General features: G+C 59.5%; 25 protein-coding genes. 23 read left to right on the top strand and 2 right to left on the bottom strand.

Annotated features, from left to right (window positions below; genetic code table 11):
• The first annotated feature begins 83 nt into the window (after positions 1–83).
• The 5 genes from AC07V8_RS19105 (at position 84) to AC07V8_RS19085 (ending at position 4,854) form a co-directional block, all read left to right on the top strand.
• Positions 84–422 carry a P-II family nitrogen regulator gene (locus AC07V8_RS19105; RefSeq protein WP_038487829.1) on the top strand — a complete coding sequence of 113 codons (339 nt, stop codon included), beginning with the start codon at positions 84–86 and terminating at the stop codon, positions 420–422.
• Between the two features lie 357 nt (positions 423–779).
• A complete protein-coding gene (locus AC07V8_RS19100) occupies positions 780–2,024 on the top strand; it encodes an SfnB family sulfur acquisition oxidoreductase (protein WP_494679298.1) in 1,245 nt (414 codons plus the stop codon).
• Positions 2,025–2,028: 4 nt separating this feature from the next.
• Positions 2,029–3,237, top strand: a complete 1,209-nt coding sequence (locus AC07V8_RS19095) for an SfnB family sulfur acquisition oxidoreductase (protein ID WP_494679297.1) — start codon at positions 2,029–2,031, stop codon at positions 3,235–3,237.
• An 8-nt stretch (positions 3,238–3,245) separates the two neighbouring features.
• The gene (locus AC07V8_RS19090) at positions 3,246–4,622 is read left to right on the top strand and encodes an LLM class flavin-dependent oxidoreductase (protein ID WP_494679296.1); all 1,377 of its coding nucleotides are present in this window, start codon (positions 3,246–3,248) and stop codon (positions 4,620–4,622) included.
• Between the two features lie 28 nt (positions 4,623–4,650).
• Positions 4,651–4,854 carry a hypothetical protein gene (locus tag AC07V8_RS19085; RefSeq protein ID WP_494679295.1) on the top strand — a complete coding sequence of 68 codons (204 nt, stop codon included), beginning with the start codon at positions 4,651–4,653 and terminating at the stop codon, positions 4,852–4,854.
• 166 nt (positions 4,855–5,020) lie between these two features.
• Here AC07V8_RS19085 and AC07V8_RS19080 read toward each other — a convergent pair whose 3' ends face one another.
• The gene (locus AC07V8_RS19080) at positions 5,021–5,704 is read right to left on the bottom strand and encodes a phosphatase PAP2 family protein (RefSeq protein WP_494679294.1); all 684 of its coding nucleotides are present in this window, start codon (positions 5,702–5,704) and stop codon (positions 5,021–5,023) included.
• Positions 5,705–6,385: 681 nt separating this feature from the next.
• On the opposite strand from AC07V8_RS19080, the gene AC07V8_RS19075 reads away from it, so the two are divergent.
• Positions 6,386–6,586: a hypothetical protein gene (locus AC07V8_RS19075; RefSeq protein ID WP_494679293.1), complete on the top strand. Its 201-nt coding sequence runs from the start codon at positions 6,386–6,388 to the stop codon at positions 6,584–6,586.
• 32 nt (positions 6,587–6,618) lie between these two features.
• Here AC07V8_RS19075 and AC07V8_RS19070 read toward each other — a convergent pair whose 3' ends face one another.
• A complete protein-coding gene (locus AC07V8_RS19070) occupies positions 6,619–6,894 on the bottom strand; it encodes a hypothetical protein (protein WP_494679292.1) in 276 nt (91 codons plus the stop codon).
• Between AC07V8_RS19070 and epsL the strand changes: the two genes are divergently transcribed.
• The 17 genes from epsL to AC07V8_RS18985 form a co-directional block, all read left to right on the top strand.
• The gene (epsL, locus tag AC07V8_RS19065; RefSeq protein ID WP_494679291.1) at positions 6,888–8,144 is read left to right on the top strand and encodes an XrtB/PEP-CTERM-associated polysaccharide biosynthesis outer membrane protein EpsL; all 1,257 of its coding nucleotides are present in this window, start codon (positions 6,888–6,890) and stop codon (positions 8,142–8,144) included. The two genes, AC07V8_RS19070 and epsL, sit on opposite strands and share 7 nt — an antisense overlap.
• A 9-nt stretch (positions 8,145–8,153) precedes the next feature.
• Positions 8,154–9,536, top strand: a complete 1,383-nt coding sequence (locus AC07V8_RS19060; protein WP_494679290.1) for an undecaprenyl-phosphate glucose phosphotransferase — start codon at positions 8,154–8,156, stop codon at positions 9,534–9,536.
• 98 nt (positions 9,537–9,634) lie between these two features.
• Positions 9,635–10,150: a hypothetical protein gene (locus AC07V8_RS19055; protein WP_494679289.1), complete on the top strand. Its 516-nt coding sequence runs from the start codon at positions 9,635–9,637 to the stop codon at positions 10,148–10,150.
• Between the two features lie 124 nt (positions 10,151–10,274).
• On the top strand, positions 10,275–11,210 hold the full coding sequence (locus AC07V8_RS19050; protein ID WP_494679448.1) for an EpsD family peptidyl-prolyl cis-trans isomerase: 936 nt from the start codon (positions 10,275–10,277) through the stop codon (positions 11,208–11,210).
• Between the two features lie 52 nt (positions 11,211–11,262).
• On the top strand, positions 11,263–12,054 hold the full coding sequence (epsE, locus tag AC07V8_RS19045) for a polysaccharide export protein EpsE (protein ID WP_494679288.1): 792 nt from the start codon (positions 11,263–11,265) through the stop codon (positions 12,052–12,054).
• A 76-nt stretch (positions 12,055–12,130) separates the two neighbouring features.
• On the top strand, positions 12,131–13,522 hold the full coding sequence (gene epsF, locus AC07V8_RS19040; RefSeq protein WP_494679287.1) for a chain length determinant protein EpsF: 1,392 nt from the start codon (positions 12,131–12,133) through the stop codon (positions 13,520–13,522).
• A gap of 29 nt (positions 13,523–13,551) precedes the next feature.
• Positions 13,552–14,424 carry a chain length determinant protein tyrosine kinase EpsG gene (gene epsG / locus AC07V8_RS19035; RefSeq protein ID WP_494679286.1) on the top strand — a complete coding sequence of 291 codons (873 nt, stop codon included), beginning with the start codon at positions 13,552–13,554 and terminating at the stop codon, positions 14,422–14,424.
• A 17-nt stretch (positions 14,425–14,441) separates the two neighbouring features.
• Positions 14,442–15,755 (top strand): polysaccharide polymerase, encoded by a 1,314-nt coding sequence (locus tag AC07V8_RS19030; RefSeq protein ID WP_494679285.1) that lies wholly within the window; start codon positions 14,442–14,444, stop codon positions 15,753–15,755.
• Complete coding sequence (locus AC07V8_RS19025) at positions 15,745–16,866, top strand: glycosyltransferase family 4 protein (protein WP_494679284.1); 1,122 nt, start codon at positions 15,745–15,747, stop codon at positions 16,864–16,866. The genes AC07V8_RS19030 and AC07V8_RS19025 overlap by 11 nt, the downstream gene beginning before the upstream one ends.
• A gap of 30 nt (positions 16,867–16,896) precedes the next feature.
• Entirely contained in the window at positions 16,897–17,979 is a 1,083-nt protein-coding gene (locus AC07V8_RS19020; protein ID WP_494679283.1) for an acyltransferase family protein, read from the top strand.
• A complete protein-coding gene (locus AC07V8_RS19015) occupies positions 17,976–19,001 on the top strand; it encodes a glycoside hydrolase family 5 protein (protein ID WP_494679282.1) in 1,026 nt (341 codons plus the stop codon). The genes AC07V8_RS19020 and AC07V8_RS19015 overlap by 4 nt, the downstream gene beginning before the upstream one ends.
• A 49-nt stretch (positions 19,002–19,050) precedes the next feature.
• Positions 19,051–19,887, top strand: coding sequence for a glycosyltransferase family 2 protein (locus AC07V8_RS19010; protein ID WP_494679281.1), 837 nt, complete (start codon positions 19,051–19,053; stop codon positions 19,885–19,887).
• A gap of 19 nt (positions 19,888–19,906) precedes the next feature.
• Positions 19,907–21,376, top strand: a complete 1,470-nt coding sequence (locus AC07V8_RS19005; RefSeq protein ID WP_494679280.1) for a lipopolysaccharide biosynthesis protein — start codon at positions 19,907–19,909, stop codon at positions 21,374–21,376.
• Positions 21,377–21,444: 68 nt separating this feature from the next.
• Entirely contained in the window at positions 21,445–22,191 is a 747-nt protein-coding gene (locus AC07V8_RS19000) for a WecB/TagA/CpsF family glycosyltransferase (RefSeq protein WP_494679279.1), read from the top strand.
• Between the two features lie 74 nt (positions 22,192–22,265).
• Positions 22,266–23,396 (top strand): nucleotidyltransferase family protein, encoded by a 1,131-nt coding sequence (locus AC07V8_RS18995; RefSeq protein WP_494679278.1) that lies wholly within the window; start codon positions 22,266–22,268, stop codon positions 23,394–23,396.
• A gap of 6 nt (positions 23,397–23,402) precedes the next feature.
• Complete coding sequence (locus AC07V8_RS18990; protein WP_494679277.1) at positions 23,403–24,824, top strand: mannose-1-phosphate guanylyltransferase/mannose-6-phosphate isomerase; 1,422 nt, start codon at positions 23,403–23,405, stop codon at positions 24,822–24,824.
• A 32-nt stretch (positions 24,825–24,856) separates the two neighbouring features.
• Positions 24,857–25,368, top strand: a 512-nt coding sequence (locus AC07V8_RS18985; RefSeq protein ID WP_494721484.1) for a phosphohexomutase domain-containing protein, incomplete at its 3' end; no start/stop codon positions are given.

The following is a 25,368-nucleotide window of genomic DNA, read 5'->3' as shown; positions in this document are numbered from 1 at the left end:
ATTGCGCTTGATCCTGGCAGGAATCGCGCCTGGACGACAAGCACGCTGCAACAGATTTATATTTAATGCCTAAAGGAGTTGCCATGAAGCAAATTACTGCCGTTATCAAACCCTTCAAGCTGGACGAGGTGCGTGAAGCCCTCGCCGAAGTCGGCGTCACCGGCCTCACCGTGACCGAAGTAAAAGGCTTTGGCCGTCAGAAGGGCCATACCGAACTGTACCGCGGCGCCGAGTACGTGGTCGATTTCCTGCCGAAAGTGAAAGTCGAACTGGTGATCGACGATGCCCTGACCGAACGCGCAGTGGATGCCATCATCAAGGCGGCACGCACCGGCAAGATCGGCGACGGCAAGATTTTCGTGCGCAATATCGAACAGGTGATCCGCATCCGCACCGGCGAAACCGGCCCTGATGCCGTTTGAGTTTGCATGCGCAAGGTTGATGCAGTTTCTGCAGCACCCTGAGAAGTCGTACTTCCTTCCCTTCAAGTTCTGCTAAGTTCTCATATCTGGCCGCGGTCGTTCGATGTACTGGATGACTGGCCGCGGCTCCAGGCTCACCGCAGTAACGCTTTCCCCTCCATGAGCAAGTCCTTCAGTTCTGTCGTTGCGACCGTGCTGCATGCAATCTGCAAGCGCTGAACGCCGGCAAAACAATTTCCGCATACTCTCACGCGTTTTTCTTATTGGACGCCTGTCGCCTCTGCGCGCTATCGTTTTCTCTTGGCAACCGGCGGCAACCACAAGTTGCCGTCAACTGCGCTACCAGAGAGGTGATTCATGTCGTCTATCGCGACAACAGCAACGGATGCAAGCCAGGCAGACCTGTTACCCCGGGTTTTGCCGGCGCATCGCATCGGCAGCGACCAGGAAGCGCTCGATATCGCGCGCGAGCTGGCGGCCGAGTTCCGCCTCGAGGCCAGCGTGCGCGACCGTCAGCGCCGCCTGCCCTGGACGGAAATCGAAAAATTCTCCGCCAGCGGACTGGGCGGCATCACGGTGCCGCGCGAGTTCGGCGGCGCCCAGGTTTCCTACCGCACGCTGGCTGAAGTATTCCGCCTGCTGTGCGCCGCCGATCCGGCGCTGGGACAGATTCCGCAAAACCATTTCGGCATCCTCGGCGTGGTCGCCCACAGCGCGGACGCCGCGCAAAAGGCGCGCATCTACAGCGACGTCCTGAACGGCCTGCGCATCGGCAATGCCGGACCGGAGCGCGGCACCAGGAACATCCTGGAGATGAAGGCGCGCCTGAGCGAAACGCCGAACGGCTATCGCCTCAACGGCAAGAAATTCTATTCCACCGGCGCCTTGTTCGCGCATTGGGTGCCGGTCAAGGCGCTGGACGACCAGGGCCAGCCGGTGCTGGTGTTCGTCAAGCGCGGCACGCCCGGCCTCACCATCGTCGACGACTGGTCGGGGTTCGGCCAGCGCACCACCGCCAGCGGCACGGTGCTGCTGGAAAACCTGGCGGTGGCCGCGGAAAACGTGCTGTCGCTGCAGAAACTGGCACAGCAGGCCGGCATCCAGGGGCCAGCCTCGCAGTTGATCCAGGCCGCGATCGACGCCGGCATTGCCGCTGCGGCCATCGAAGACACCGTACAATTTGTTCGCAGCCGCTCGCGGCCCTGGGCCGACAGCGGGGTGGAGCGCGCCAGCGACGATCCCTATGTCATCCGCGACATCGGCGACCTCAAGATCCGCCTGCATGCGGCCAATGCACTGCTGGCCAAGGCCGCTGTCGCGCTGGACCAGATTTCAACCGTAGCGATCGACGCCGATGCCTCCGCCCGCGCCTCGATTGCTGTCGCCAAAGCCAAGGTGCTGACCACCGAGATAGCGCTGCTCGCCAGCGAAAAGCTGTTCGAGCTGGCCGGTTCGGCATCGACCCTGGCGGAACACAACCTGGACCGCCACTGGCGCAACGCCCGCACCCATACCTTGCACGATCCGGTGCGCTGGAAGCTGCACGCCATCGGCAACTATCTGCTGAACGGCATCGCGCCCGCACGGCATTCCTGGAATTGACGCTATGACGACTTCTATCAACGCCGCCGCCGGTCCGGTGGTGCGCATTCTTGACGATATCCAGGCCATTGCGGCGGCGCGCGCGCTGGCTGTCTCATTCACGCGCGAAGCCAGCCGGCGCGACAGCGAGCGGCGGCTGCCGCTGCACGAGCTGGAGCAGTTTTCCCGTTCCGGCCTGTGGGGGATTTCCGTGCCGCGCGCTTATGGCGGCGCCGGCGTCTCGCACGTTACGCTGGCCGAGGTGATCGCCACCATCGCCGCGGCCGATGGTTCGCTCGGGCAGATCCCGCAGAACCATTTCTATGCGGTCGAGATCTTGCGGGTCAACGGCAGCGAGGCGCAAAAGCGCTATTACTTCGAACGCATCCTGGCCGGCGAACGCTTCGGCAACGCCTTGGCGGAACTTGGCACGCGTACTTCGCAGGAGCGGCGCACCCGGTTGAGTAAGGATGGCGACGGTTTCCGCATCAATGGCCGTAAATTCTATGCCACCGGGGCGCTGTATGCGCACCGGATTCCGGTCTCGGTGATCGACGACGACGGCGTCCAGCAACTGGCCATCGTCAAGCGCGACACCGAGGGCGTCAAAGTGATCGACGACTGGTCCGGTTTCGGCCAGCGTACTACCGGCAGCGGTTCCGTCGTGTTTGACAATGTGCGGGTGACGGCGGAAGAAGTGCTGCCGTTCCAGAGCGCCTTCGAGCGGCCGACTTCGCTGGGCCCGGTGGCGCAACTGCTGCATGCGGCGATCGATATCGGCATCGCCCGCGCCGCCTTGCATGACGCCGCGGTATTCGTGCGCACCCGTTCGCGCGCCTGGATCGACAGCAAGGTCGAGCGCGCCATCGACGACCCGCTGACGGTGCGCGAGTTCGGCGACCTGGCGGTGCGGCTGGCTGGCGCCGAAGCGCTGCTGGAGCTGGCCGGCGCGGCGGTCGATGCCGCTGCCTGGGATCCGGCCGTGGCCTCGGTGGCGGCGGCTTCGATAGCAGTGGCTGAAGCGCGCGTGCTGACGACGGAAATATCGCTGGCCGCCGGCAGCAAGCTGTTTGAACTGGCCGGCACGCAAGCGACCCTGGCCGAGCACAACCTCGACCGCCACTGGCGCAACGCCCGCACCCACACGCTGCACGATCCGGTGCGCTGGAAGTATCACGCGGTCGGTAACTACTATCTCAACGAAAAGAATCCGCCGCGCCACGGCGCCATCTGAACAAGCCTATGCCGAAGAAGCAAATCCGCCTCAACGCCTTCAACATGAATTGCGTCGGGCATATCAACCATGGTTTGTGGACGCATCCGCGCGACCGTTCCACCGAATACACCAGCCTCGAATACTGGACCGAACAGGCCAAATTGCTGGAGCGCGGCAAGTTCGATGGCCTGTTCCTGGCCGATATCGTCGGCGTCTACGATGTCTACCAGGACTCGGTCGACCTGACCGTGCGCGAATCCATCCAGCTGCCGGTCAACGATCCTTTGCTGCTGGTGTCGGCCATGGCTGCCGTCACCAGGCATCTGGGCTTTGGCGTCACCGTCAACCTGACCTATGAAGCGCCGTATCTGTTCGCGCGCCGCATGTCGACACTCGATCATCTGACCCGCGGCAGGATAGGCTGGAATATCGTCACCGGTTACCTCGACAGCGCGGCGCGCGCCATGGGCCTGAGCGAACAGCCGGAACACGATGCCCGCTATGAACGGGCGGAAGAATTCATGCAGGTGCTGTACAAGCTGTGGGAAGGCAGCTGGGAAGATGGCGCCGTGCTGCGCGACCGCCAGCGGCGGGTGTTTGCCGATCCGGCCAAGGTGCATCGCATCAGCCATCGCGGCGAGCACTACCAGGTGGACGGCTATCACCTCAGCGAACCTTCGCCGCAACGCACCCCGGTGCTGTACCAGGCCGGCGCCTCCGATCGTGGTCAGCAGTTCGCTGCGGCGCATGCCGAATGCATATTCATCTCCAGCCAGAAACCGGAAGCGGCACGCAAACTGGTGAACGACCTGCGCGATCAGGCGCAGCTGGCCGGCCGCCAGCGCAACGATCTGAAAATCTTCATGGGCATCTCGGTCATCGTCGCCCCGACCGCCGCCGAGGCGCAAGAAAAATATGCCGAGTACTGCCGTTACGCCAATCCGGAAGCCGGCCTGGCCCACTTCGCCGCCGGTACCGGCTTCGATTTTTCCAAGTACGGCATCGACGACGCCATCAAGCCGGCCAGCAGCAACGCCATCCAGTCCTCCGCCAAGGCGGTGACAGCCGCGGATGCCGGCTGGACCGTGCGCAAGCTGCTGGACCAGCTGGCGTTGGGCGGTCGTTACGTCGCCATCGTCGGCTCGCCGCAGCAGGTGGCGGATCAGCTGGAAGCCTGGATCAGGGATACCGATATCGACGGCTTCAACCTGACGCGCACGGTGGCGCCGGAAAGCTTCGAGGATTTCGTCGACCTGGTGGTTCCTGAATTGCAGGCGCGCGGCTCTTACAAGCTGGATTACGAAGAGGGGACTTTGCGCGAGAAATTGTTCGAAGCCGGGCAGCCGACCTTGCCCGGCAGGCATCCGGCAGCAGGCTACCGGCAGGCCGTCCGCTCCGATTGATATTTTCCTGAATCATGACAAATCTTGTTTGTCGATCCTGCTCGCAGGATCGGCAGCTGTGCCCGCGCGTGACCTGAGCGCGCGGCGAAGAAAAAACAATCAGGCCTTGTGTTTTTACCCAGGCAAGATGGCAGCCCATCCAGTGCTGGAGGAACTTCTTGCTGTTCGCGCCGATATTGCCGGTCTCGTCGAACAAGCCATCCTTGGCCGGGATCAGAGCTGCTTCATCTAGAAAATGATTCATTGTCCTTGCACTGCCTTCTCTGTTAGCTGGCGTACAGACCGAGGCAGAAATACGCAATAGCATGGCCATTCCCCCCAAGGAAATTTCTCGCGCACGATCATTGACGCTGCGCTCGCCCAATGCGTGCAGTGGAATATCAGGTGGCCGGATAACCCTATTTTGGAAAGTATTTCACTATGCCCTCGAGAAGAAGACGGATGTCGCCGAACAGCGTGCCTATTTCAACGCTGATGATGAACAAGGCGGTCTGGAAGGCCGCCGGATACCTATCCAGCAGCATGGTGCTGTGCTTGTCATATAACGCGATGACGCTGCTGCGATTGGATAGCGCTACGCAGGCTATTCCCAGGATGCCGCCGGCAATGATGTCGGTAGGGTAGTGCAAGCCAAGATATACGCGAGGCAATGCGATAAAGAGCAGGACATACAGATAGACCAGCAGGCCTGTCTTTCTTGAGATCAGGAAAATTCCCGTAGCCAGGCTGAAGAACAAGGCGGCGTGGTCGCTGGGAAAGGAGCTCCATATGTACAAAGCCTGGCTTTCCGGCAACGGTAAGCCGACGTATTGGTGATTGGAGAGCGCGATGCTGGCGAAAGGACGCGGCTGGTAAGGGCCGATGTTGTTCGCGACCCTGGCGATCAGCACGGCTAGCACGCAGCCCAGCAAGGTGGCGATGATGATGCGCCTGCTGCCTGATTTCGGATCCGTATCCCTGAACCAGAAGTACCAAAGTATGCCCATGATCGGCAAGCCCTTGAACAGGTTGGAGCCTGAAATGTAGTGAACGATCTGGTTGAAAGGAGCCGACGCGGCCGTGAACTGAGATATCCAGTTCATCACCGCAAGGTCTGCGTAATTGTGCCACATCATCTCCTGCCTTTCTTTTGAGTAATTAATTTAGTTATCCGGTTCCATGTTTGGAAGGTGGCTGATTTTAATGAATATATGATTTATATGATTTATTCCTTTCTCTTGATTTAATCCGCGGCATTGATTTGTGTAAAGTACTTTTTAAGGTTTATTTGCTGCTTCGCACAATCAATTGTTTCCTTGCGAAAACCAATGCCTGACTAGCAGCGCCGGAGTTTTTTTGAAGGTCAAAAATAACTCGCGATAATTTTTCCATGACATGGAGATTTACGCTCGGGCGACATATTATGGGCATACGCTAATCGCTTGAGAAGCTTATATTTAATACGTTTTGAGGCATTGTAATAAAAATTTGTCGGATTGGAAATTTGATGTTTTTATATATTTTTAAACAGTCAACGAAGTAGTTGTCAACGTGAGAACTGATAAAAAGTAAGATGTAACAAATCGTTTCAATGACGAACTAAGTTTCTAAGGCGGGGGTCATTATGTTGTCCTGCAACATGTATTCGCAACGCGATGATTTCAGAAATGCAGATCGAAACCTGGCGTTCTCAGATCGTAAGAAACTGACGTTGGTGTCAACTTTATTCAAATTACAGTATGAGCCGCAGCTGGCTCCATAAGTATCTTGTTAAGGGGAATATCATGCGAAAAACCGCTCAAGATTTTTGTAAAAACCCCGCTGGCTCCGGCTTGCCAGCACCCGATGCGCAAGATGTAATGCGCTCCCTGAAAATCGATGTCCGCATGTCAAACATCGTACGCAAGCGTCTGAACGGCGTTTCCTGTTTTTCCTTCCACCCGCTCTTGTTTCATTCCATATCACAGTTGCCGTCAGCAGCCTGATGGCAAGCAGCATTGTTGTCTGTCGCACAGTTTCAGCTTTCCGTAACTGATGACCAGGCCGGAATTCCGTCCGTAAGCAGGGCGATAGATCCGGTTTCTACGAAAGACTCAATCTTTGATCGCTTGATGGGTTTCCAAAAACAGCGAATCGATCCATCAGCGGAAAATTTCGCCGCGCCATTTGCCTGGTAAAAAATATCAATATCAAGCCAGCCTGGATCGATGCATTTATGACGCAGCTGCTGCGTTAGAGAGGTGTGTAATGAACAGGCGCTCAAAATCCTGTAGCGAGTTTTACCGAATGCCATGGCAGATCGTTTTCCTGATACCGATATGCTCTTGCGCCGCAGTCGCAACCCAGGCCAGCGCCGCCGACCTGGTGCCAACCGATATCATGCCGCCCGCCGACATCATCCAGCCGCCGGCGGATGCGGTCACCCCCTATGCCGGCTACAGCATCGGCTACGACAGCAATCTGCTGAGGCTGCAGAATTCGGCGGCGGCGCAGGCGATGGGGATAGGCAGCGATCTGTCCGACACCACGCAACGCTATCTGTTCGGGCTGGCTGTGGATAAGACGCTCAGCCGGCAGCACCTGACGGCGAACCTGAACGTTGCCAAAGTTGATTACAACCACTTCGACCAGCTCAATCACCTCGACAAGAATCTCGCCGCAAACTGGAACTGGCATGCAGGCGATCATTTCGAAGGCAATATCGGCGCCAATTATTCGGAAGGATTGACGCCGTTCATCGACTTCCATCTGCTGGAGCGAAATATACGTACGCAGGAAAAAGTCTACGCCGACGGTTCCTGGCTGTTCCATCCGAGCTGGCGCGTGCGCGGCGGCCTGGAGTACAGCAAATTGAAATACGACCTGGCGTCGCAGCAGCCTGCCGACAACAACCAGAACCGGACCGAGCTGGGCCTGGATTATCTCGCCGCCAGCGGCAGCACGATCGGCCTCCAGCTGCGCCATACGCATGCCGATTTCCCCAATCCTGAGCTGGACAACGGCTTGCTGGTGTTCAATGGTTATAACCAGGATGAAGTGAAAGCCAAGATAGACTGGCTGCTGAGCGGCAAGACGCAGTTGCACTTCCTTGGCGGCTGGGTCAGCCGCAAGCAGGATGCGCTTCCAGTCAGGAATTTCAGCGGCGTCAACACGCGTCTCTCCGCCGACTGGTCGCCGACCGGCAAGATTCAGCTCACGGTCGCCGGCTGGCGCGAGATAGGCGCGGTGGACGATCTCTCCACCGTCTATTCGCTGAACCATGGCGCCAGCCTGGGGTCGACCTGGCAATATTCGGAAAAAATCCAGCTGGTGGCGCAGTACAAATATCAAAAAAGAGATTTCGGACCTTCCTCCGGATCCGGCACCTTCGGATCCATCAATCAAAACGATGTACTGCGCGATGCCGCGCTGAGCGTGGTCTACAACCCGACCCTGCGCTGGCGCGTCCAGCTGTCCGGCACCCGCAGCACGCAGACCTTGAGAAATGCGCCAGGCGGTTTTGTCAGCAACGGCGTGATGCTCAATACGCGCTATGCATTCTAGAGGTGGGAAATGACTGAGAACGACATCCCGCTGGTTTCGTTTTTCAAGCGCCTGCTTGATCCGGCCATCATCCTTGGCTCGCTGTACCTGATCGTGCTGACGCAGAATGAAATATTCACCGGCGACTACCTGCTGCTGATGATCATCGCCTTCTTCATATCTTCCTATGTCTACGAACAGATCGATCTCTACCGCACTCTGCATATCGGCAAGCAGCTAGCGTATGCCGGCGATATTTTCATGGGCTGGGCGGCCACCGTCGTCGTGCTGGTCCTGATCGGACAAGGAACCGGGCTGCGCTACGAGTTTTCCGAGCGTGTCATCCTGGCCTGGTTTTTGCTGGCGCCGTTCGCATTGCTGCTGAGCCGCCTGACAGCGCATATGCTGGCCTTCCATTTCGGCAAGGAGCTGAAGCTGCGCTCGGCGATCATCGTCGGCTCCAACGATCCGATCGACGATGTGCTCAAGTGCCTGGCGTCAGGCAGCAATGCCGGCATCGACATGCGCGGCTTCTTCGACGATCGCAACCAGGCCGCCCGCCCGTCCGGGATGCGCTGCCCGCATCTCGGCGCCATCGCGGATGTCGGCGCGTATGTGCGCGCCCACAAGATACGCACCATATTCATCTGCCTGCCGATGTCGGCGCAGCCACGGGTGCTGGCTCTGATGGAGGAATTGCGCGACACCACGGCCTCGGTCTATTTCGTGCCCGATATCTATACCTTCGGCTTGATACAGGCCCGGCTCGACCACATCGCCGGGATTCCGGTCATCGGTATCTGCGAGACGCCTTTCATCGGCTTGCGCGGCGTCTTGAAGCGCGGCAGCGACATCGTCCTGGCGCTGCTGATCCAGATCATGCTGCTGCCGATCATGCTCGCCATTGCAATCGGGGTAAAACTTTCTTCGCCCGGACGCATCATTTTTGCGCAACGCCGCTACGGCTTGAACGGTGAAGAAATCATCGTCTATAAGTTTCGTTCGATGACGGTTGCCGAAGACGGCGCGGTAGTCGACCAGGCCAAGAAGAACGATGCCCGCGTGACGCGCTTCGGCGGCTTCCTGCGGCGCACATCGCTGGATGAATTGCCGCAGTTTTTCAATGTGCTGCAAGGCCGCATGAGCATCGTCGGCCCGCGTCCGCACGCCGTCGCCCACAACGAAATGTATCGCAAGCTGATCAAGGGTTACATGCTGCGGCACAAGGTCAAGCCGGGCATCACCGGCTGGGCGCAGGTGAACGGCTACCGCGGCGAAACCGACACCTTGGACAAAATGCGCTCGCGGATCGAGTTCGACCTGGAATACCTGCGCAACTGGTCGCTGGCGCTGGACCTGTGGATCATCGTGCGCACGGTCAAAGAGGTATTGAAGAAGGACAGTGCTTACTAGCCAGGCGTATCAGGCTGTGCGCCGCGCGGAGAGAATCTTTTTCGTGTTTCCGAATCAGGAAATTGAAGAAATACGATGGACTTTGTCAGGAGAGAATCATGAAGAAAATAGCGCTATCGATGAGCTTCCTGCTGGCTGCCTATTGCGGCCCGCTGATGGCCGCGGCCCCGGTTTTCCAGTTGAACGGGCAGCAGCAAGAGGCGGGAAATGCGTCGGCAGTGTATGCCTACCAGCCGCAAACCGAGGCCGCCAGTTCCGCTACTGCAATCGCTGAAATGGCGGCGTCGGAGCCCGCCGAGGCGGCCCGGGAGGATGCATTTTCTGCGCAAGGCGGCCGCGCCGGGTCCGCCGCCGGCATCGTTCCCGTCGCTTTTTCAAGCACTCCCAAGCTGGTCCAGCCTCCCAGGAAGGCGGTGGCCGGCATGAATGCGTCGGACGACCTGCTGTTTTATTTCCTCAAGGACTTCAGGGCAAAGCCGCCGCAAAAGCCGGCGCGCTGGGCCATGCTTTTAATCGCATTCAGCTTCCTGCTGTACCAGTTGCGCCGCCGCCCCATGCGCACCTCTATCGGTTTCGGTTCGGCGTCACGGCTGGCCGGGCAACATGCAGCCTGATCTCAGCCGCCGCCGGCGCAACGGCCGCAGCCGCGCCGCCGGGAATTGTCTTGCTAACAGGAGTCGGAGGAGTCGGATCTTGGCGTGTTCTGAACGTATCAATAGTAAGTCTCTCGTCAATAAGGTGCTAGGCGTGAAAGGAATAGGCATTCTGATGCTGCTTACCGCAATAAATTTGTCTGGCTGCGGCGATCAGAAAAAGAAAGGCGGCCAGGTAGTGGCCAGGATCAACGGCGAAGAGATCACCGCGCCGCAGCTCGAGGCTGAACTGCGCTACGCCAGCAGGCTGCAGGAGGATGGCGCCGCGCCGCGGCAAGCCATGCGCGAACAAGCCATGGAAGCCTTGATCGACCGCCAGCTGTTGCTGGATGAAGCCTTGCGCAACAAGATCGACCGCGACCCGGCATTGCTGCAGATTATCGAACGTTTCAAGACCCAGGCCATTGTGCAGGCTTATCTCGAATCCAGGGCGGGAGGCCAGGAGCAGCCTGGCAAGGCGGAAGTCGAAGGCTATTTTCAGGCGCATCCGGAGATGTTTGCCCATCGCAAGATGTTTGAGGTCGAGCAGCTGATCATCGCCGACCGCGACTTCAGCGCGCCGCTGAAAGCCATGATGGATTCGTCTAAATCGCTCAGCCAGGTGGCTGCATGGCTGCGGCAAAACAAGATCGCGCATGCGCAAAGACAATATTCCTACAGCAGCGCGGAGCTGCCGGCGGAAATAGGCAACAAGCTGCAGACGCTAGGCAGGAGCCGCCTGTTTGTCATGAAGGACGGGCAACGCGATTTATTGTGCGTCCTGACCGAACTGCGGGATAGCCCGGTTGCGCCGGACGTCGCCCGGCCGCAGATTGAGCGTTACTTGATGAACAAGAAGATGCAGGAAATTGCCACGGCGGAAATCACCCGCTTGCGTTCGGCCGCCAAGCTTGAGTACATGGAGAAGCCGGCTAACAGCATCGATAGCAACGGCCTGCCGGTGGCGGCGACGTCGCCAGGCAAGCAGCAGGCCGAGGTGCGCAAGAGCATGGAAGTGTCCGGCGTGGCGGGGCTCAAATGAACAGTCTGACGCTGCCTGCCGGAATCAACAATAAATGAATGGGATGGCCATCATGATAAGACGAATTTACCTGTGTCTGCTGGCGCTGCTGACGGCGCTTTCGATCAATTCCGCCAACGCGGCGGATACGCCGATCGGCCCCGGCGACGGCTTGAAGATTTCGGTGTTCGGCAATCCCGACCTGAGCCTGGAAACCAAGGTCAGCGATGCCGGCAACATCACGTTCCCGCTGATAGGCGCGGTTGGCCTCGGCGGCTTGTCGGCCGCCGAGGCTGAGAAAAAAATCTCCGGCATGCTGATCGAGGGCGGCTTCCTGCGCAAGGCGGAAGTGAATGTCACGGTGACCGAGCTGCAGAGCCAGCAGGTGTCGATACTCGGCCAGGTGCTGCATCCGGGCCGCTACGCGATTGCCGGCAAGCGCAGCGTGACCGACATGCTGGCGATGGCAGGCGGCGTGGGTCCTGAGGGCGGCGATACCGCTGTGGTGGTGCGCACCCGCAACGGCAAGACCAGCAAGCAGGTGGTCAATCTGCAGGACATGATACAGGCGGCGGATATGAAAGCGAACCTGGACCTGGTCAATGGCGACATGATCTATGTCGACCGCGCGCCTAAATTCTATATCTACGGCGAAGTGCAGCACCCCGGCGGCTACCGGCTGGAACGCAACATGACTATCGCCCAGGCCCTGTCGGTCGGGGGCGGGTTGACGCCGCGCGGCACCGAGCGTGGCGTGCGCATCAAGCGGCGCGACAGCAAGGGCAATGTCCTGATGTTAGACGCCACGCGCGACGAAATATTGCAGACGGACGATGTCGTGTATGTGAAAGAGAGCCTGTTTTGATGCTTATTCCGATCCATATTTTGATCCGCATATGGGCCTATTGTCATTTTCAGGCCGCTGCCAGAGAGGAGCTCTCATGACTTTCCCCCAGCTTCTAAGCATCCTGCGCGCACGCTACCAGGTGATCCTGCTGACCTTGCTGATCGCGGTGGCGGCGACTGCCGCGGTCAGTTTCGCCTTGCCCAGGATCTACCGGACTTCGGCAACGCTGCTGCTGAACTACAAGGGCACTGACCCGGTATCCGGCCACGTGCTGCCGGCGCAGCTGGTGTCCGGCTATATTGCCACCCAGGTCGATATCGTCGGCAGCAGGGGCGTGGCTTTGAAGGCGGTCGACATGCTTGGCCTGGCCGACAATCCGGTCACCCAGCAACGCTTCAGGCAGCTGGCCAACGGCAAGGGCTCGATCCGCGAGTGGCTGGCTGATTCTCTGCTGAAGATGATCGAAGTAGCGCCTTCGCGCGAGAGCAGCATGATAGAAATCACCGCCAAGGGCAGCGATCCGGCATTTGCGGCGCAGGTGGCGAACGGCATCGCGGCTGCTTACCAGCAGCTCAACCTGCAGATCAAGGTCGAGCCTTTGCAGCAGGCTGCGAAATATTTCACGCAGCAGACCAAGGCTTTGCGCGTCGAACTGGAACAAGCCCAGGACAAGATGTCGCGCTACCAGCAAGAGCATGGGCTGGTCAGTGCAGACAGCCATCTGGATGTTGAAACAACGCGTTTGAATGAGTTATCTAGCCAGCTGGTGCTGGCGCAAGGGCAGGGGGCGGAAGCCTCGTCGCGCGGCAGCCAGGCGATGGGCCGCGGCGGCCGCGACTCGCCGGACGTGATTTCGAACGTGCTGGTGCAGAACCTGAAAGCCTCGCTGGCGACGGCGGAAGGGAAGTTCGCCTTGCTGTCGCAGAACCTGGACCGCAACCATCCGCAGTACCAGGCCGCCAAGGCGGAGGTCGACCAGTTGCGCTCGGAACTCAACAGCAGCATCAGCTCCGCCAATGCCGGTGCCGCCAACAACGCCCGCATCCAGCGCCAGCGCGAGGGCGAGATCAAGGCCGCGCTGGCGGCACAAACCGCCAAGGTGCTGCAGCTCAACCGCGCCCGTGATGAATTGTCGGTGCTGGCCAAGGATGTCGAGAGTGCGCAGCACGCTTACGACGCCGCCGCCCAGCGCCTGAGCCAGACTGAACTGGAAGGGCAGTCGAACCAGTCCGATGTTTCCGTGCTGAGCCCGGCCACCGTGCCGACCCGTCCCGCCAGTCCGAATGTTCCGCTCAACATGGTGCTGTCGCTGCTGTTCGGCAGCATGCTTGGACTGGCCCTGGCGGTGCTGGCGGAAATGGCGAACCGGCGCATCAGGAGCGGCAGCGACCTGCTCAATGTGCTGGACGCGCCGGTGCTGGGCACCATCGTCTGGCGCAAGCCGGCGCGCAGGATCGCATTCCCTCAGCTGTTCTTATCGCGATGATCGCGCGCCAACCGGAAAGGTGAATCAAAATGAATAAACCGGTCAGTCCACTCTTCGGCAGCACAATGGCGTCCCGCAAGGACGGCAATATGGGCCACATGCTGGTGGAGCAAGGGAAACTCACGCTGGAGCAGGCCGAACGCATAAGGCGCGTGCAGCAGGAACAAGGGCTGCGTTTCGGCGAAGCGGCGCAACAGCTGGGCCTGGTCAGTGAGCTGGATATCCAGCAAGTGCTGTCGCGCCAGTTCGACTATCCCTATCAGGAAAGCCCCGGAAACTATCCGGAGGCCCTGGTAGCCGCCTACCAGCCTTTCAGCGCGGAAGTCGAAATGCTGCGTTCGGTGCGCAGCCAGTTGATGCTGCGCTGGTTTACCGGGGCGCGCAAGACACTGGCTATCGCCAGCGTCAATGCCGGCGACGGCACCAGCCTGCTGACGGCCAACCTGGCCATCGTGTTTTCGCAGCTGGGCATGCAGACCCTGCTGGTGGACGCCAATTTGCGCAAGCCGCGCCAGCACCGGATATTCAACCTGGCTGCCGGCCATGGGCTGGCCGACGTGCTGGCGGGACGCTCCGGCCTGGAGCCGCTCGCGGTCGCCGAGTCGTTCGCCGATCTGTCGCTGCTGCCGGCCGGAGCGTCGGTGCCCAATCCTCAGGAACTGATCAATCGCTCCAGCTTCAACGCCTTGAACCAGACTTTGCGCAGCCGTTTCGACGTCATCCTGTATGACACGCCGGCCTGTTCCAGCGCAGCCGACGTGCTGACCATCGCCGCCCGCGCCGGCGGCGTGCTGCTGGTGGTGCGCAAAGACCATACCCGGACGGCCGATCTCAGCGCTTTCAGCGACCAGCTGCGCCGCAGCGGCACGGAAATCGTCGGTTCGGTGCTGGTCAGCTTCTGATAAAAGGAATCAAGCGTATGCAAGGTTTTGCCAACATCAGGGATTTCTTTTTTCCGCGTTCGGCCGGCTTGTCGGTGCCGGCTGAACGGCTGACGTGGTGGATACTCATCGCGGCGCTGCTGTACCAGGCGGCGCTGTGCGCCATTCATACCAACGTCCATGCCATTTCCACCGCCGGCGTGGTGTTTGCGGAATTTGTCATCTACCTGTCATGCATGGTGGTGCTGAGCAAGAACATCCGGCTGGAACTGGTCGCCATCGCCGCCCTGACGGCGGCCTATCTGTTTCTGCTGGCGATCATGCGCAACCAGCTCGATCCGAAAGGATTCCGGGATGTGATGATTCCCATCCTGTTCTACGGTCTCGGGCGGCAGATCGGCGATATCAGGTATGCCGACCGTATCCTCAAGCTGGCAGTGCTGCTGGTGCTGGCTTTCGGCTTCCTTGAATGGTTTTTCCTGGATTTTTATTCGCGCATCTTCAATATTTTTTCCTATTACGTCAGCCAGGGCGGCCTGGCCGCCGGTTCCAACTGGGCGAAAGACAGCGTGCTTGGACTGAACGGGATACGGCCGGAGGGAATCGGCCGCACCATACTGCCGGCGCTGCTCGGCAGCCACCGCATATCCTCGATTTTCCTGGAGCCGGTTTCGCTGGGGAATTTTGCCGTGATCATTGCTGCCTGGGGCTTGGCGAAACGGCGCGAAGAAATCAAGGAGACGATTTTCTTCCTGCTGGCCGCCGCTGCCATGATTGTCATGAGCGACTCGCGTTACGGCATGATCACGGTCGCGGTGCTGATCGCGCTGCGTTGTTCGCCCCTGGCCAGGACCCGTAACACCTGGCTGATCGTGCTGCCCTTGCTGAGCGCGCTGATGCTGCTGCTGATAGGCGCTTTCTTCGACGGCGGTTATAGCGACAGTTTCCTGGGCCGGCTATATGTGAGCGGCCGCACGCTGCTCAACCTGAATGTCGGCATGCTGCTCGGCCTGGACGGCTACAACACCAATTTCGGCGACATGGGTTATCCCTCGCTGCTGACGCGGCTGGGTTTGCCGCTGTGTTTCCTGCTTTGGTGTCCGTTCTGGATGCTCAAGATGGAGGATCAGCGGGGGGACCGTTTCCGCACCTACATCACGCTGTACATCTCCCTGATCCTCTGCGTCAGCGGCACTTCGCTGTTTGCCCTGAAGACCGCCGGCATCCTCTGGTTCCTGGTCGGCTGCACCGCAGGCAAGGCGGCCGCTTTTTCCCCGTCCTCTTCTTCATCCCCGGCAGGTCAAGCGGCACGGCCGGCGGGTAAAACAAAGGAGCAAAAAAATGCCTATTAAAGTCGTGCACATCGTGCGCCAGTATTCTCCCTCCATCGGCGGCATGGAAGACGTGGTGCAGAATATCGCCAGGCAGCAGCGCGATCATCACGGCCAGCTGCCGAAAGTGGTCACGCTCAACCGCTTGTTCAGGAATTCAGCCGAATTCCTCAGCGCCGAAGCCACGGTCAACGGTGTCGCCGTGGTGCGCCTGCCGTTCCACGGCAGCAGCAGATACCCGGTGTGCCCGAGCGTGCTGGAACATGTTGCCGACGCCGATGTGATCCATGTGCACGGCATCGACTTCTTTTTCGATTACCTGGCGTTGACCCGCCCCGTGCACAAACGGCCGCTGGTGGCATCGACCCATGGCGGATTCTTCCACACCAAATTCGCATCCCGTCTCAAGAAAGTGTATTTCAACACGATCACGCGCGCTTCATCCCTGGCGTATGACAAGATCATCGCCACCAGCGACAACGACGGCGACATGTTTGCCGGGATCGTCAGGCCGCCCAAGCTGGCCGTGATCGAAAACGGCGTCAATGTAGAAAAATACAGCGGCCAGTCGGCGCTCGCGCCGACACGGACATTGATCTATTTCGGCCGCTGGTCGATCAACAAAGGCCTGCTCGAAACGCTGGCCTTGTTCCAGCAACTTGCGCAGCGCCAGCCTGGCTGGAAACTGATTATCGCCGGCCGCGAATACGACCACAGCGCGGACGAGTTGCAAGCATGGGCAACGCGGGAGCAGCTGGCGGACGCGGTGCAGATCGTTGCCAACCCGTCCGATCATGAACTGGCGGCGCTGATAGCGCAGTCCAGCTATTTCATCTGCCTGTCCCGGCATGAAGGTTTCGGCATCGCGCCGATCGAGGCGATGAGCGCCGGCTTGACGCCGGTCTTGAGCGATATCCCGCCATTCCGCAACCTGCTGGAACAATCCGGAGCGGGCTTGTTGCTGTCAACGCAAAACCCGGAGCAAAACATAAGCCGGTTGCTGGCCCTGCACGAAGAGATGCAGAGCAATTACACGCAGCGGCGAGCCCAGATGCAGCAGTTCGTGGAACGCTACAACTGGCGGCACATCGCGGAAAAATATATCGACATATACAAGGAGCTGGTGCCTTGAGGCGGCAGCCCACGGCATCCGGTGCGATCCATGGATAGAGAAAAAATCGATGCAATCACGGGATTGCGCGGACTGGCGGCGCTGCTGGTGGTGTACGGCCACGCGCTGGACTGGTTCGCGCTGCCCTGGAAAAACCACCTTTCCGGGGAAATCGGCGTGACGATCTTCTTTTCCTTGAGCGGCTTTTTGATGGCCTATCTCTACCTCGGCAAGAGATTTTCGGCGCTCAACGTGGTCGACTATGCGGTTTCCCGTTTTTCCCGCATCGCGCCCGCCTATATTGTCATCCTGCTGCTTTCCTTTTTCATCTACGTCAACATCGATCCGAATTTCGTCTATGGGATATCGGGCAAGAATATCCTGCGCCATATTTTCTTTTCGGGCAATGTGTCGGTATTCTGGAGCATCACGCCGGAGGTGGAGTTCTACTTCCTGTTCGTGCTGGCCTGGGCCGCCAGCAGCCGTTACCTGATCCGTGCCGACGTCGCCGGCCTGTTGTTTCTGATTCTAGCCAGTGTGATTCTGCTGTCGTACCGGGATATTTTCCCGGGCACCTTCGTCGGCTCGAAATTGCATTATTTCCTGTTCGGTGTGGTTGCCGGCTGGATGCGATCTCACATCCAGAGCGCCGGCCAGAGCCGCAAACTGTTCGCCGTCCTGCATGCGCTGGCGATTGCCGCGCTCATATCGATTGCGGCGGGATGGCTGGTTCTTCCGTTTTCCGGCAACGAGGAGTTCTACAACAGCATCCTGACCGCCGTATTCGGCGCCTTGCTGGTATTCAGCCTCTCTTTCCCCTCCGCCGTCGGCAATGGCTTTTTCGCAAACAGGGTCATGCTTCTGTGCGGCGAATGCAGTTTCTCCATTTATCTGCTGCATATGCCGGTTATTTACCTGCTCCGGAAAATCCATCCTGAGCCGTTCCAACTCTTCATTTTGCTTCCCTTGGCGATGCTTGTTCTCTTGCTTTCATGGCTCAGCTATCGATTGCTTGAAAAGCCCGGAGCGCGTTTGATCAAATCCGTCGGCGCCGTATTCAAGCGGAAATTCCTTGCCCTGTTTCCGACGGCGGCCAGCCCTCGGGCGATGCCTTTAGGAGGTGATATCAGATGATCAAATTCCTGTTTTCCGCCGCAGCCCTGGCTTTTGCCTTGATGTGCCAGCCGGTGCTGGCCGCTTGCCTGGACGGCAAGCCACTGGCTGGCGTCAACCTGAGCGGCGCCGAGTTCGCTGCCGAGAAATTGCCCGGCAAGGCATTCACCGATTACGTGTATCCGGACCTGGACGAAATGCGCCTGTTCCAAGCCATGGGCATGAACGCCTTCCGCCTGCCGTTTCTATGGGAGAGGGTGCAGCCGCAGCTGTTCGGCGAACTGGACCCGGCCGAACTGCAGCGCATCAAGGATAGCGTTGCCGCCGCCAGCTCAATCGGCGTGTGCCTGATCCTTGACGTGCACAACTATGGTCAATATCGCGGCAAGCCCATCGGTTCGCCGCAAGTGCCGCGCGCGGCCTTGGTCGACCTCTGGCAGCGCCTGCTGGCCAATTTCAGGGATCCGGCCAACGTCGCTTTCGGCCTGATGAACGAACCGGCCAAGCTGCCGACCGCGGAATGGGCGGCAACCGCGCAAGAGACGCTGAGCGCCTTGCGCAGGAAAGGTTCGCGGCATCTGATCATGGTTCCCGGCGGCGGCTGGAGCGGCGCCCACTCCTGGTATGCAAAAGACGGCGCGGTTTCCAATGCCGACGCCTTCCGCTTCTTTCACGATCCCGCCGATAACTACATGATCGAAGTTCATCAGTACGCGGACGCGAATTTTTCCGGCACCGGCAACGATTGCGTGGAGCCGGCCCGCTTGAACGCAATCATGGCCAACGTCGCCCTCTGGGCCACCTCGACCAGGCGCCGCCTGTTCCTGGGGGAATTCGGCGTGCCGGCAAATCAGCAATGCCTGGCAGCCTTGTCGGCAATGGCGGATGCAATGAAAGGCAACCCCGCCTGGGGCGGCTGGACCTATTGGGCCGCTGGGCAATGGCTGGGGACTTATCCGTTCAGCCTGCAGCCGGACGGCGGCGGCGAGCGGCCGCAAATGGCGATCTTGAAAAATGCCATGCCTTCCAAGGACAAGCAATAGCGCCCGGCAGACCGTGCCCGGCCGGATAGCAAGACTGAAAGGAATGCAAATGAAATTTTCGCTGGTGTTAGCTACGGTAGGACGGTTTGAGGAATTTGTGCGTTTTTTGGAATCGCTGGACGCGCAAGACTACCGCAACTTTGAATTGATCGTGGTCGACCAGAACGACGATGACAGGCTGGTGGCGCTGCTGCAGCGCTACCGCAAGAAATTCTCGCTGCGCCATGTGCGGGCGCCGGCGCGCGGCGTATCGCGCGCGCGCAATCTCGGGCTGGAACTGGTGGATGGAGACGTGATCGCCTTCCCCGACGACGATTGCTGGTACCCGCTGGGCTTGCTGCAAAAGGTCGCAACGGTATTGAACGGCCATCCGGAACTGGATGGGATTACCGGCCGTTTCACCGACGGCGACGGCAATACCGAGGGCCGCTGGCTGGCAAGCAGCGTGCTGCTGGACCGCTATAACGTCTGGCGCGGCGCGATTGAATTCAGCATTTTCCTGCGCCGGCGCGTGGTCGATGCAGTAGGGCCGTTCGACCAGACGCTGGGCGTCGGCGCGGGTACGGTCTGGGGGGCTGCGGAGGGCACGGACTATCTTCTGCGCAGCCTGCGCCATGGGTTCAAGCTGAAATTCATGGCCGACATGACTTTGCATCATCCGGTAAAGACCAGTCATTTCGACGCCGGCGCTTGCAGCCGGCAGCAGAAATATGAGGCCGGAATAGGGCGCGTGATGCGCATCAACCACTATCCGTTCTGGTATTTCCCGGTGACCTGCATCAGGACTTGCTGCGGTGTCCTGGTGGCGCTGGCGAGCGGCAATTTCCTCAAGGCCAGGTTCAAGTACCTGAGCGTGCTGGCGCGCATGCGCGGCTGGCGCGCGTAGCAACAAAGATGAGAGTGTTATGAATCAGAAGACCATTGGCTTAGCTTCCGGATCGATCTGGTCGATCGTGGACAATCTCGCGCAGCAAGTCATTTCATTCGTGATCTTTGCGGTGCTGGCGCGCTTTTTGGCGCCGGATGCCTTCGGCCTGCTGACAGTCGCCCATCTGTTCATCCTGTTTACCCGGCTGGTGGTGTTCGATGCGATTGCCATGCCGGTGATACGCGGCGGCGTCCCGGACGACAGGCTTTATTCCTGGGTGTTTACCTGTTGCACGGCGGCGGCCTTGCTGCTGACCGCCTTGATGTTTTTTTCCGCGGGCGTGGTTTCCTCCATGTACCGGGCGCCGGAACTGAAGCCGGTATTGCAGGGCATGAGCCTTTCGGTGCTGTTTTTCGGCCTGATGCGCGCCTACGAAGCCAGGCTGGTGCGCAACATGATGTTCCGCCAGCTGGCGATCCGCTCGATCGGCTCGGTATTGACCGGCGGCGTAGTCGGCATTGCGCTGGCCGCCAGCGGCTGGGGCGCGATGTCGCTGGTGGTGCAGCAGGTGACCGGATCCGGACTGGCGCTGGCGCTGATTGTGGCGCAAAGCCGCTGGCTGCCGCGCATCGTGCTTGACCGGGCGTTGAACGATAAATATTGGAACGACATCCGCCAGGTTGGCTTGACCGGTGTCTTGAGCTTTGCCAACACCAATGGCGATTCGCTGCTGGTGAGCATTTTCCTGGGACCGTACGCCACCGGCCTGTACAACCTGGCAAAACGGGTGACCTCGTCGGTGTACATGGTGATCGCCAGCTCCATGCAGAAAGTGGCATTGCCGGTATTTTCCGATGCGGGCGCCGACCTGTCGGCGCTCAGCCGCGGCTATCTGAAGATTGTCGGCATCACGCTGTTTTGCGTGGCGCCCTTGCTGTGCTTCCAGGCTGTGCTGGCGGAACCTCTGGTGGCAGCCGTATTCGGCGCTCAATGGCTGCCGGCGGCGCCGATAATCGGCGTGCTGGCTTTGCTGTACCTGCTGTCGTCTATCGTCCATCTGAACGACTACCTGTTTTTCTCCCTGGGCAGGAACCGTGTGCCGGTGCTGCTCGGCATCGCGCAATTGACGCTGGCGACCCTGCTGGCGGTGAATTTTTATCGCTTCGGCTTGCTCGGCATGAGCTTGTCGTTCTGTGGCGCCTACCTGCTGGTTTTCCCCACATCCCAGATCCTGCTGAACCGTGCGCTTGGCCTGAACGCACGGGCGATGTGGTATGCACTGGCGCCGCCGCTGGTGGGCAGCATTATTTTGGTTGCGGGACTGGTGCTTTATTTGTCGCTGATTCCACCAGGCCTTGGCAACGTGACGCTAGTTGCGGGCGGTGTTCTTATTGCCTGTTTTTTGTACCCGTTCATGGTAGCCGTCACCGGCTGGCAGATCAGGACGGTCAACGCTTCCTGGCACGGCTTGCTGCTTTCAGCCATGCGCCTTGGCCGTATGCGATAGGCAGCGGCACAGCGTGCAGCCATGGGCATTCCCGCGTCTTCAGCGACGCGGCTTAGGAGAGATTTTTCATGCACACAAAGAAGACAATTCCGATTGCAGGTTTTCCGGTAGTGGCGACGACGTCCTCTGCGCTGACCAGGCATCTGCTGTACGCGATGTGGCTCAACAAGAAGATAACGCTGTTTTTCGCCAACACGAATTTCATTGTTCGCTGCAACCATCTCCTGGACAAGATGAAAAGCGAATCAGTGACGATCGTCAACGACGGCGTCGGCATGGATATCGCAGCCTTCCTGTTCCGCCGCGACGCCTTCAAGGAAAACCTGAACGGCACCGACTTCATACCGCAACTGCTGTCCGGGGCGGATGGACCCAAGCGTGTATTCATGGTGGGAGGAAAGCCGGAGATCTTGCCCAAGGCGGTGGAGCATGTGCGCGGGAAATTGAAACAGACTGTGGCCGGTAGTTGCGACGGCTATGCCGGCTTGCAACAGCGGCGCGCCGGCCTGGTTGATGAGATTAACCGGGCGCAGGCAGAAATCGTACTGGTTGCGCTAGGCAATCCGCTGCAGGAAGAGTGGATACTCGCCAACCGCCAGGCGCTGGATGCAAAAGTGGTCATCGGCGTCGGCGCCCTGTTCGATTTCTGGGGCGGTTACAAGCCGCGGGCGCCGCAGCTGGTGCAAAGGATGCGGCTCGAATGGCTGTATCGCCTGTGTCTTGAGCCGCGCCGCCTGTTGCGCCGCTATACCGTCGACATCCTGAAATTCCTGCTGCTGTGCCGCAGGCACGACGGCGGGAGCCAAAAAACCTGAAGAAGCCGCCCGGAAACGGTTGCCGCGGGGCGGCCGTCCGATCTGATTTTGTTCAAATTCATGCGAGGTGAAAAATGAAAGCAATGATTCTGGCAGCAGGCAAAGGGACGCGCGTTCGTCCGCTGACCTACGATCTGCCCAAACCGATGATACCGATCCTGGGCAAGCCGGTGATGGCTTACCTGGTTGAATATCTGGCCAGTTACGGAGTGCGCGAGATCATGGTGAACGTGAGCTACCTGCATCACAAGATCGAAGAGTATTTTGGCGACGGCAGCCAGTACGGGGTGCAGATCGGCTATTCCTTCGAAGGCTACACCAACGAGCGCGGAGAAGTGGTGGCGGAGCCACTGGGTTCGGCCGGCGGCATGAAGAAGATACAGCAATTCGGGCACTTTTTCGACGACACCACCATCGTCATCTGCGGCGACGCCTTGATCGACCTGGATCTCGCATCGGCCTTGTTCGAGCACAAGAACAAGGGCGCCATGGCCAGCGTCATCACCAAGGAAGTACCTTGGGACAAGGTCAACAACTACGGCGTGGTGGTGATGGACCAGGATGGCAGGGTGCAGTCGTTCCAGGAAAAGCCGGAGCAGCATGAGGCTCTGTCCAATTTCGCCAGCACCGGCATCTACATCTTTGAGCCGGAGATGATCGACCTGATTCCCGCCGACACAATGTTCGATATCGGTTCCGAGCTGTTTCCGCTGATGGCGAAGAAAAACCTGCCGTTCTATGCACAGCAGCGTTTTTTCAACTGGACCGATATCGGCACCGTGACCGATTTCTGGAGCGTCTTGCAAAGCGTATTGCAGGGACACGTGGCGCAGCTGGATATCCCGGGCAAGCAGATCGCCGATGGCTTGTGGGCTGGCCTGAACACCAGCATAGACTGGCATGGAACCACTATCGAGGGACCGGTGTATATCGGCTCAGGCTGTCGCATAGACGCCGGCTGCAAGATCGTCGGCCCGACCTGGATAGGAAACGGCAGCCATATCTGCAGCGGCGCGCAGGTGGAACGCAGCGTGCTGTTCGAATACACCCGCGTCCTGGGCGATGCGCGGCTGGACGAGGTGATCGTATTCAAGGAATACAGCGTCAACCGTGCCGGCGAGATGCGCCGTTTGTCCGAGGCCAGGGTACAGGATTGGGGCGACGCCCGCGACCGCCTGCTGGAACCGGTAACCTCCCTGGAATGAGCTGACATGAAAATATATCCAGTAATCCTTGCCGGAGGTTCCGGAACGCGCTTGTGGCCGCTTTCGCGCGAAGCCATACCCAAGCAGCTGCTGGCGCTGCGCTCGCAATATTCGATGCTGCAGGAAACCTTGCTGCGGCTGGCAGACTGGCCGGAATTGATGCCGCCGCTGCTCACCTGCGGCAACGAGCATCGTTTCATGGTGGCGGAGCAGCTGCGCGCGATCAGCATCGCTCCGCTGGCGATCCTGCTTGAGCCGGAAGCCAAAAATACCGCGCCAACGGTGGCGGTGGCGGCGCACTACCTGCTGCAGCACGATAAAGATGCCATCATGCTGGTGCTGCCGGCAGACCATGTGATCGGCGATCCGCAAGCCTTCCATGCTGCCGTCCGGCGTGCGGCGCAGGCAGTCGAAAAGGGCGCTCTGGCGACCTTCGGCATCGTGCCGACCGCGGCAGAAACAGGCTATGGCTATATTCGCCGCGCCAAAGCCGTCTACAGCGGCATCGACGGCTGTCATGCGGTAGAGAAGTTCGTCGAAAAGCCGGACAAGGCGAATGCAGAGATTTTTCTCGCCGATGCCGCATATAGCTGGAACAGCGGCATGTTCTTGTTCCAGCCGGCGCGCTACCTGGCTGAACTGCGCGAATTCCGGCCGGCTATCGCCGACAGCTGCCAGCTGGCTTTCGATGCCTCCTATCGGGATCTGGATTTTTGCCGGCTGGATGAGGCGGCCTTTGCCAAGTGCCCGGCTGAATCCATCGATTACGCGGTCATGGAACATACCCGGCACGCGGTGGTGGTGCCGGCGGCGATAGGCTGGAGCGATATCGGCTCCTGGTCCGCGTTATGGCAAATCATGGATGGCGACGACGACGGCAATGTATTGCGCGGCGACGTGTATGTCGACGGCGTGCGCGATTCGATGATTCGCGCGGAAAGCCGTTTCGTGGCGGTGATCGGGGTAAAAGACACCATCGTGGTGGAAACCAAGGACGCGGTGCTGGTGGTGCACAAGGATCAGGTGCAAGGCGTCAAGAAAATCGTCGACGCGCTGCGGAAAGACAGCCGCACCGAGCACATGAATCACATGCGCGTCTACCGGCCGTGGGGCTGTTATGAAGGCATAGACGCCGGCGACCGCTTCCAGGTGAAGCGGATTACGGTGAATCCGGGCGGCAAACTCTCGCTGCAGATGCATCACCACCGCGCCGAACATTGGGTGGTGGTCAGCGGCACGGCGCGCATCGTCTGCGGTGAGGAGGAGAAATTCCTTACCGAGAATGAATCTACCTATATCCCCATCGGCGTCAAGCATCGCCTGGAAAATCCCGGGAAACTGCCGCTGCACCTGATTGAGGTGCAGTCGGGCAGTTACCTGGGCGAGGACGATATCGTCCGCTTCGAAGACATTTATAAGCGCTGTTAAGGCATTCATTTGGCATTCGTTTCGAGGAAAACATGGTGCAACTATCAAAATCCATCTTCAAGGCTTATGACATCCGCGGCGTCGTCGGCGTCACGCTCGACGAAGGGATTGCGCGCCAGATCGGCCGGGCATTCGGCGTCGCTGCCCGCGCCAGAGGGGAAAACGTCGTCATTATTGGGCGCGACGGCAGATTGTCGGGACCGGAACTGAGTACAGCCTTGGCGACGGGCTTGCAAAATGCAGGCATCGGCGTCATCGATCTTGGCGTGGTGGTGACCCCCATGGTGTATTTCGCCACGCATGTGCTTGGCGCGCAGTCCGGCATCATGGTCACCGGCAGCCATAATCCGCCTGACTACAACGGCTTCAAGATGGTGCTGGCAGGGGAGGCGATTTACGGCGAGACGATCCAGCAGCTTTATCAAGCCGTCGTCAATGGCAGCGGCGGGGCCACCCTGGCTGCGCCCAACGGCAGTTACCGGCGGCACGACATCAAGGATGCCTACCTGCAGCGCATCGTCGGCGATGTGAAGCTGGCGCGGCC

This window comes from Collimonas sp. GW821-FHT02H07 (assembly GCF_059421505.1).
Note: the sequence above shows the minus strand (reverse complement) of the source record. Positions and strands in the feature narration are given on the sequence as shown.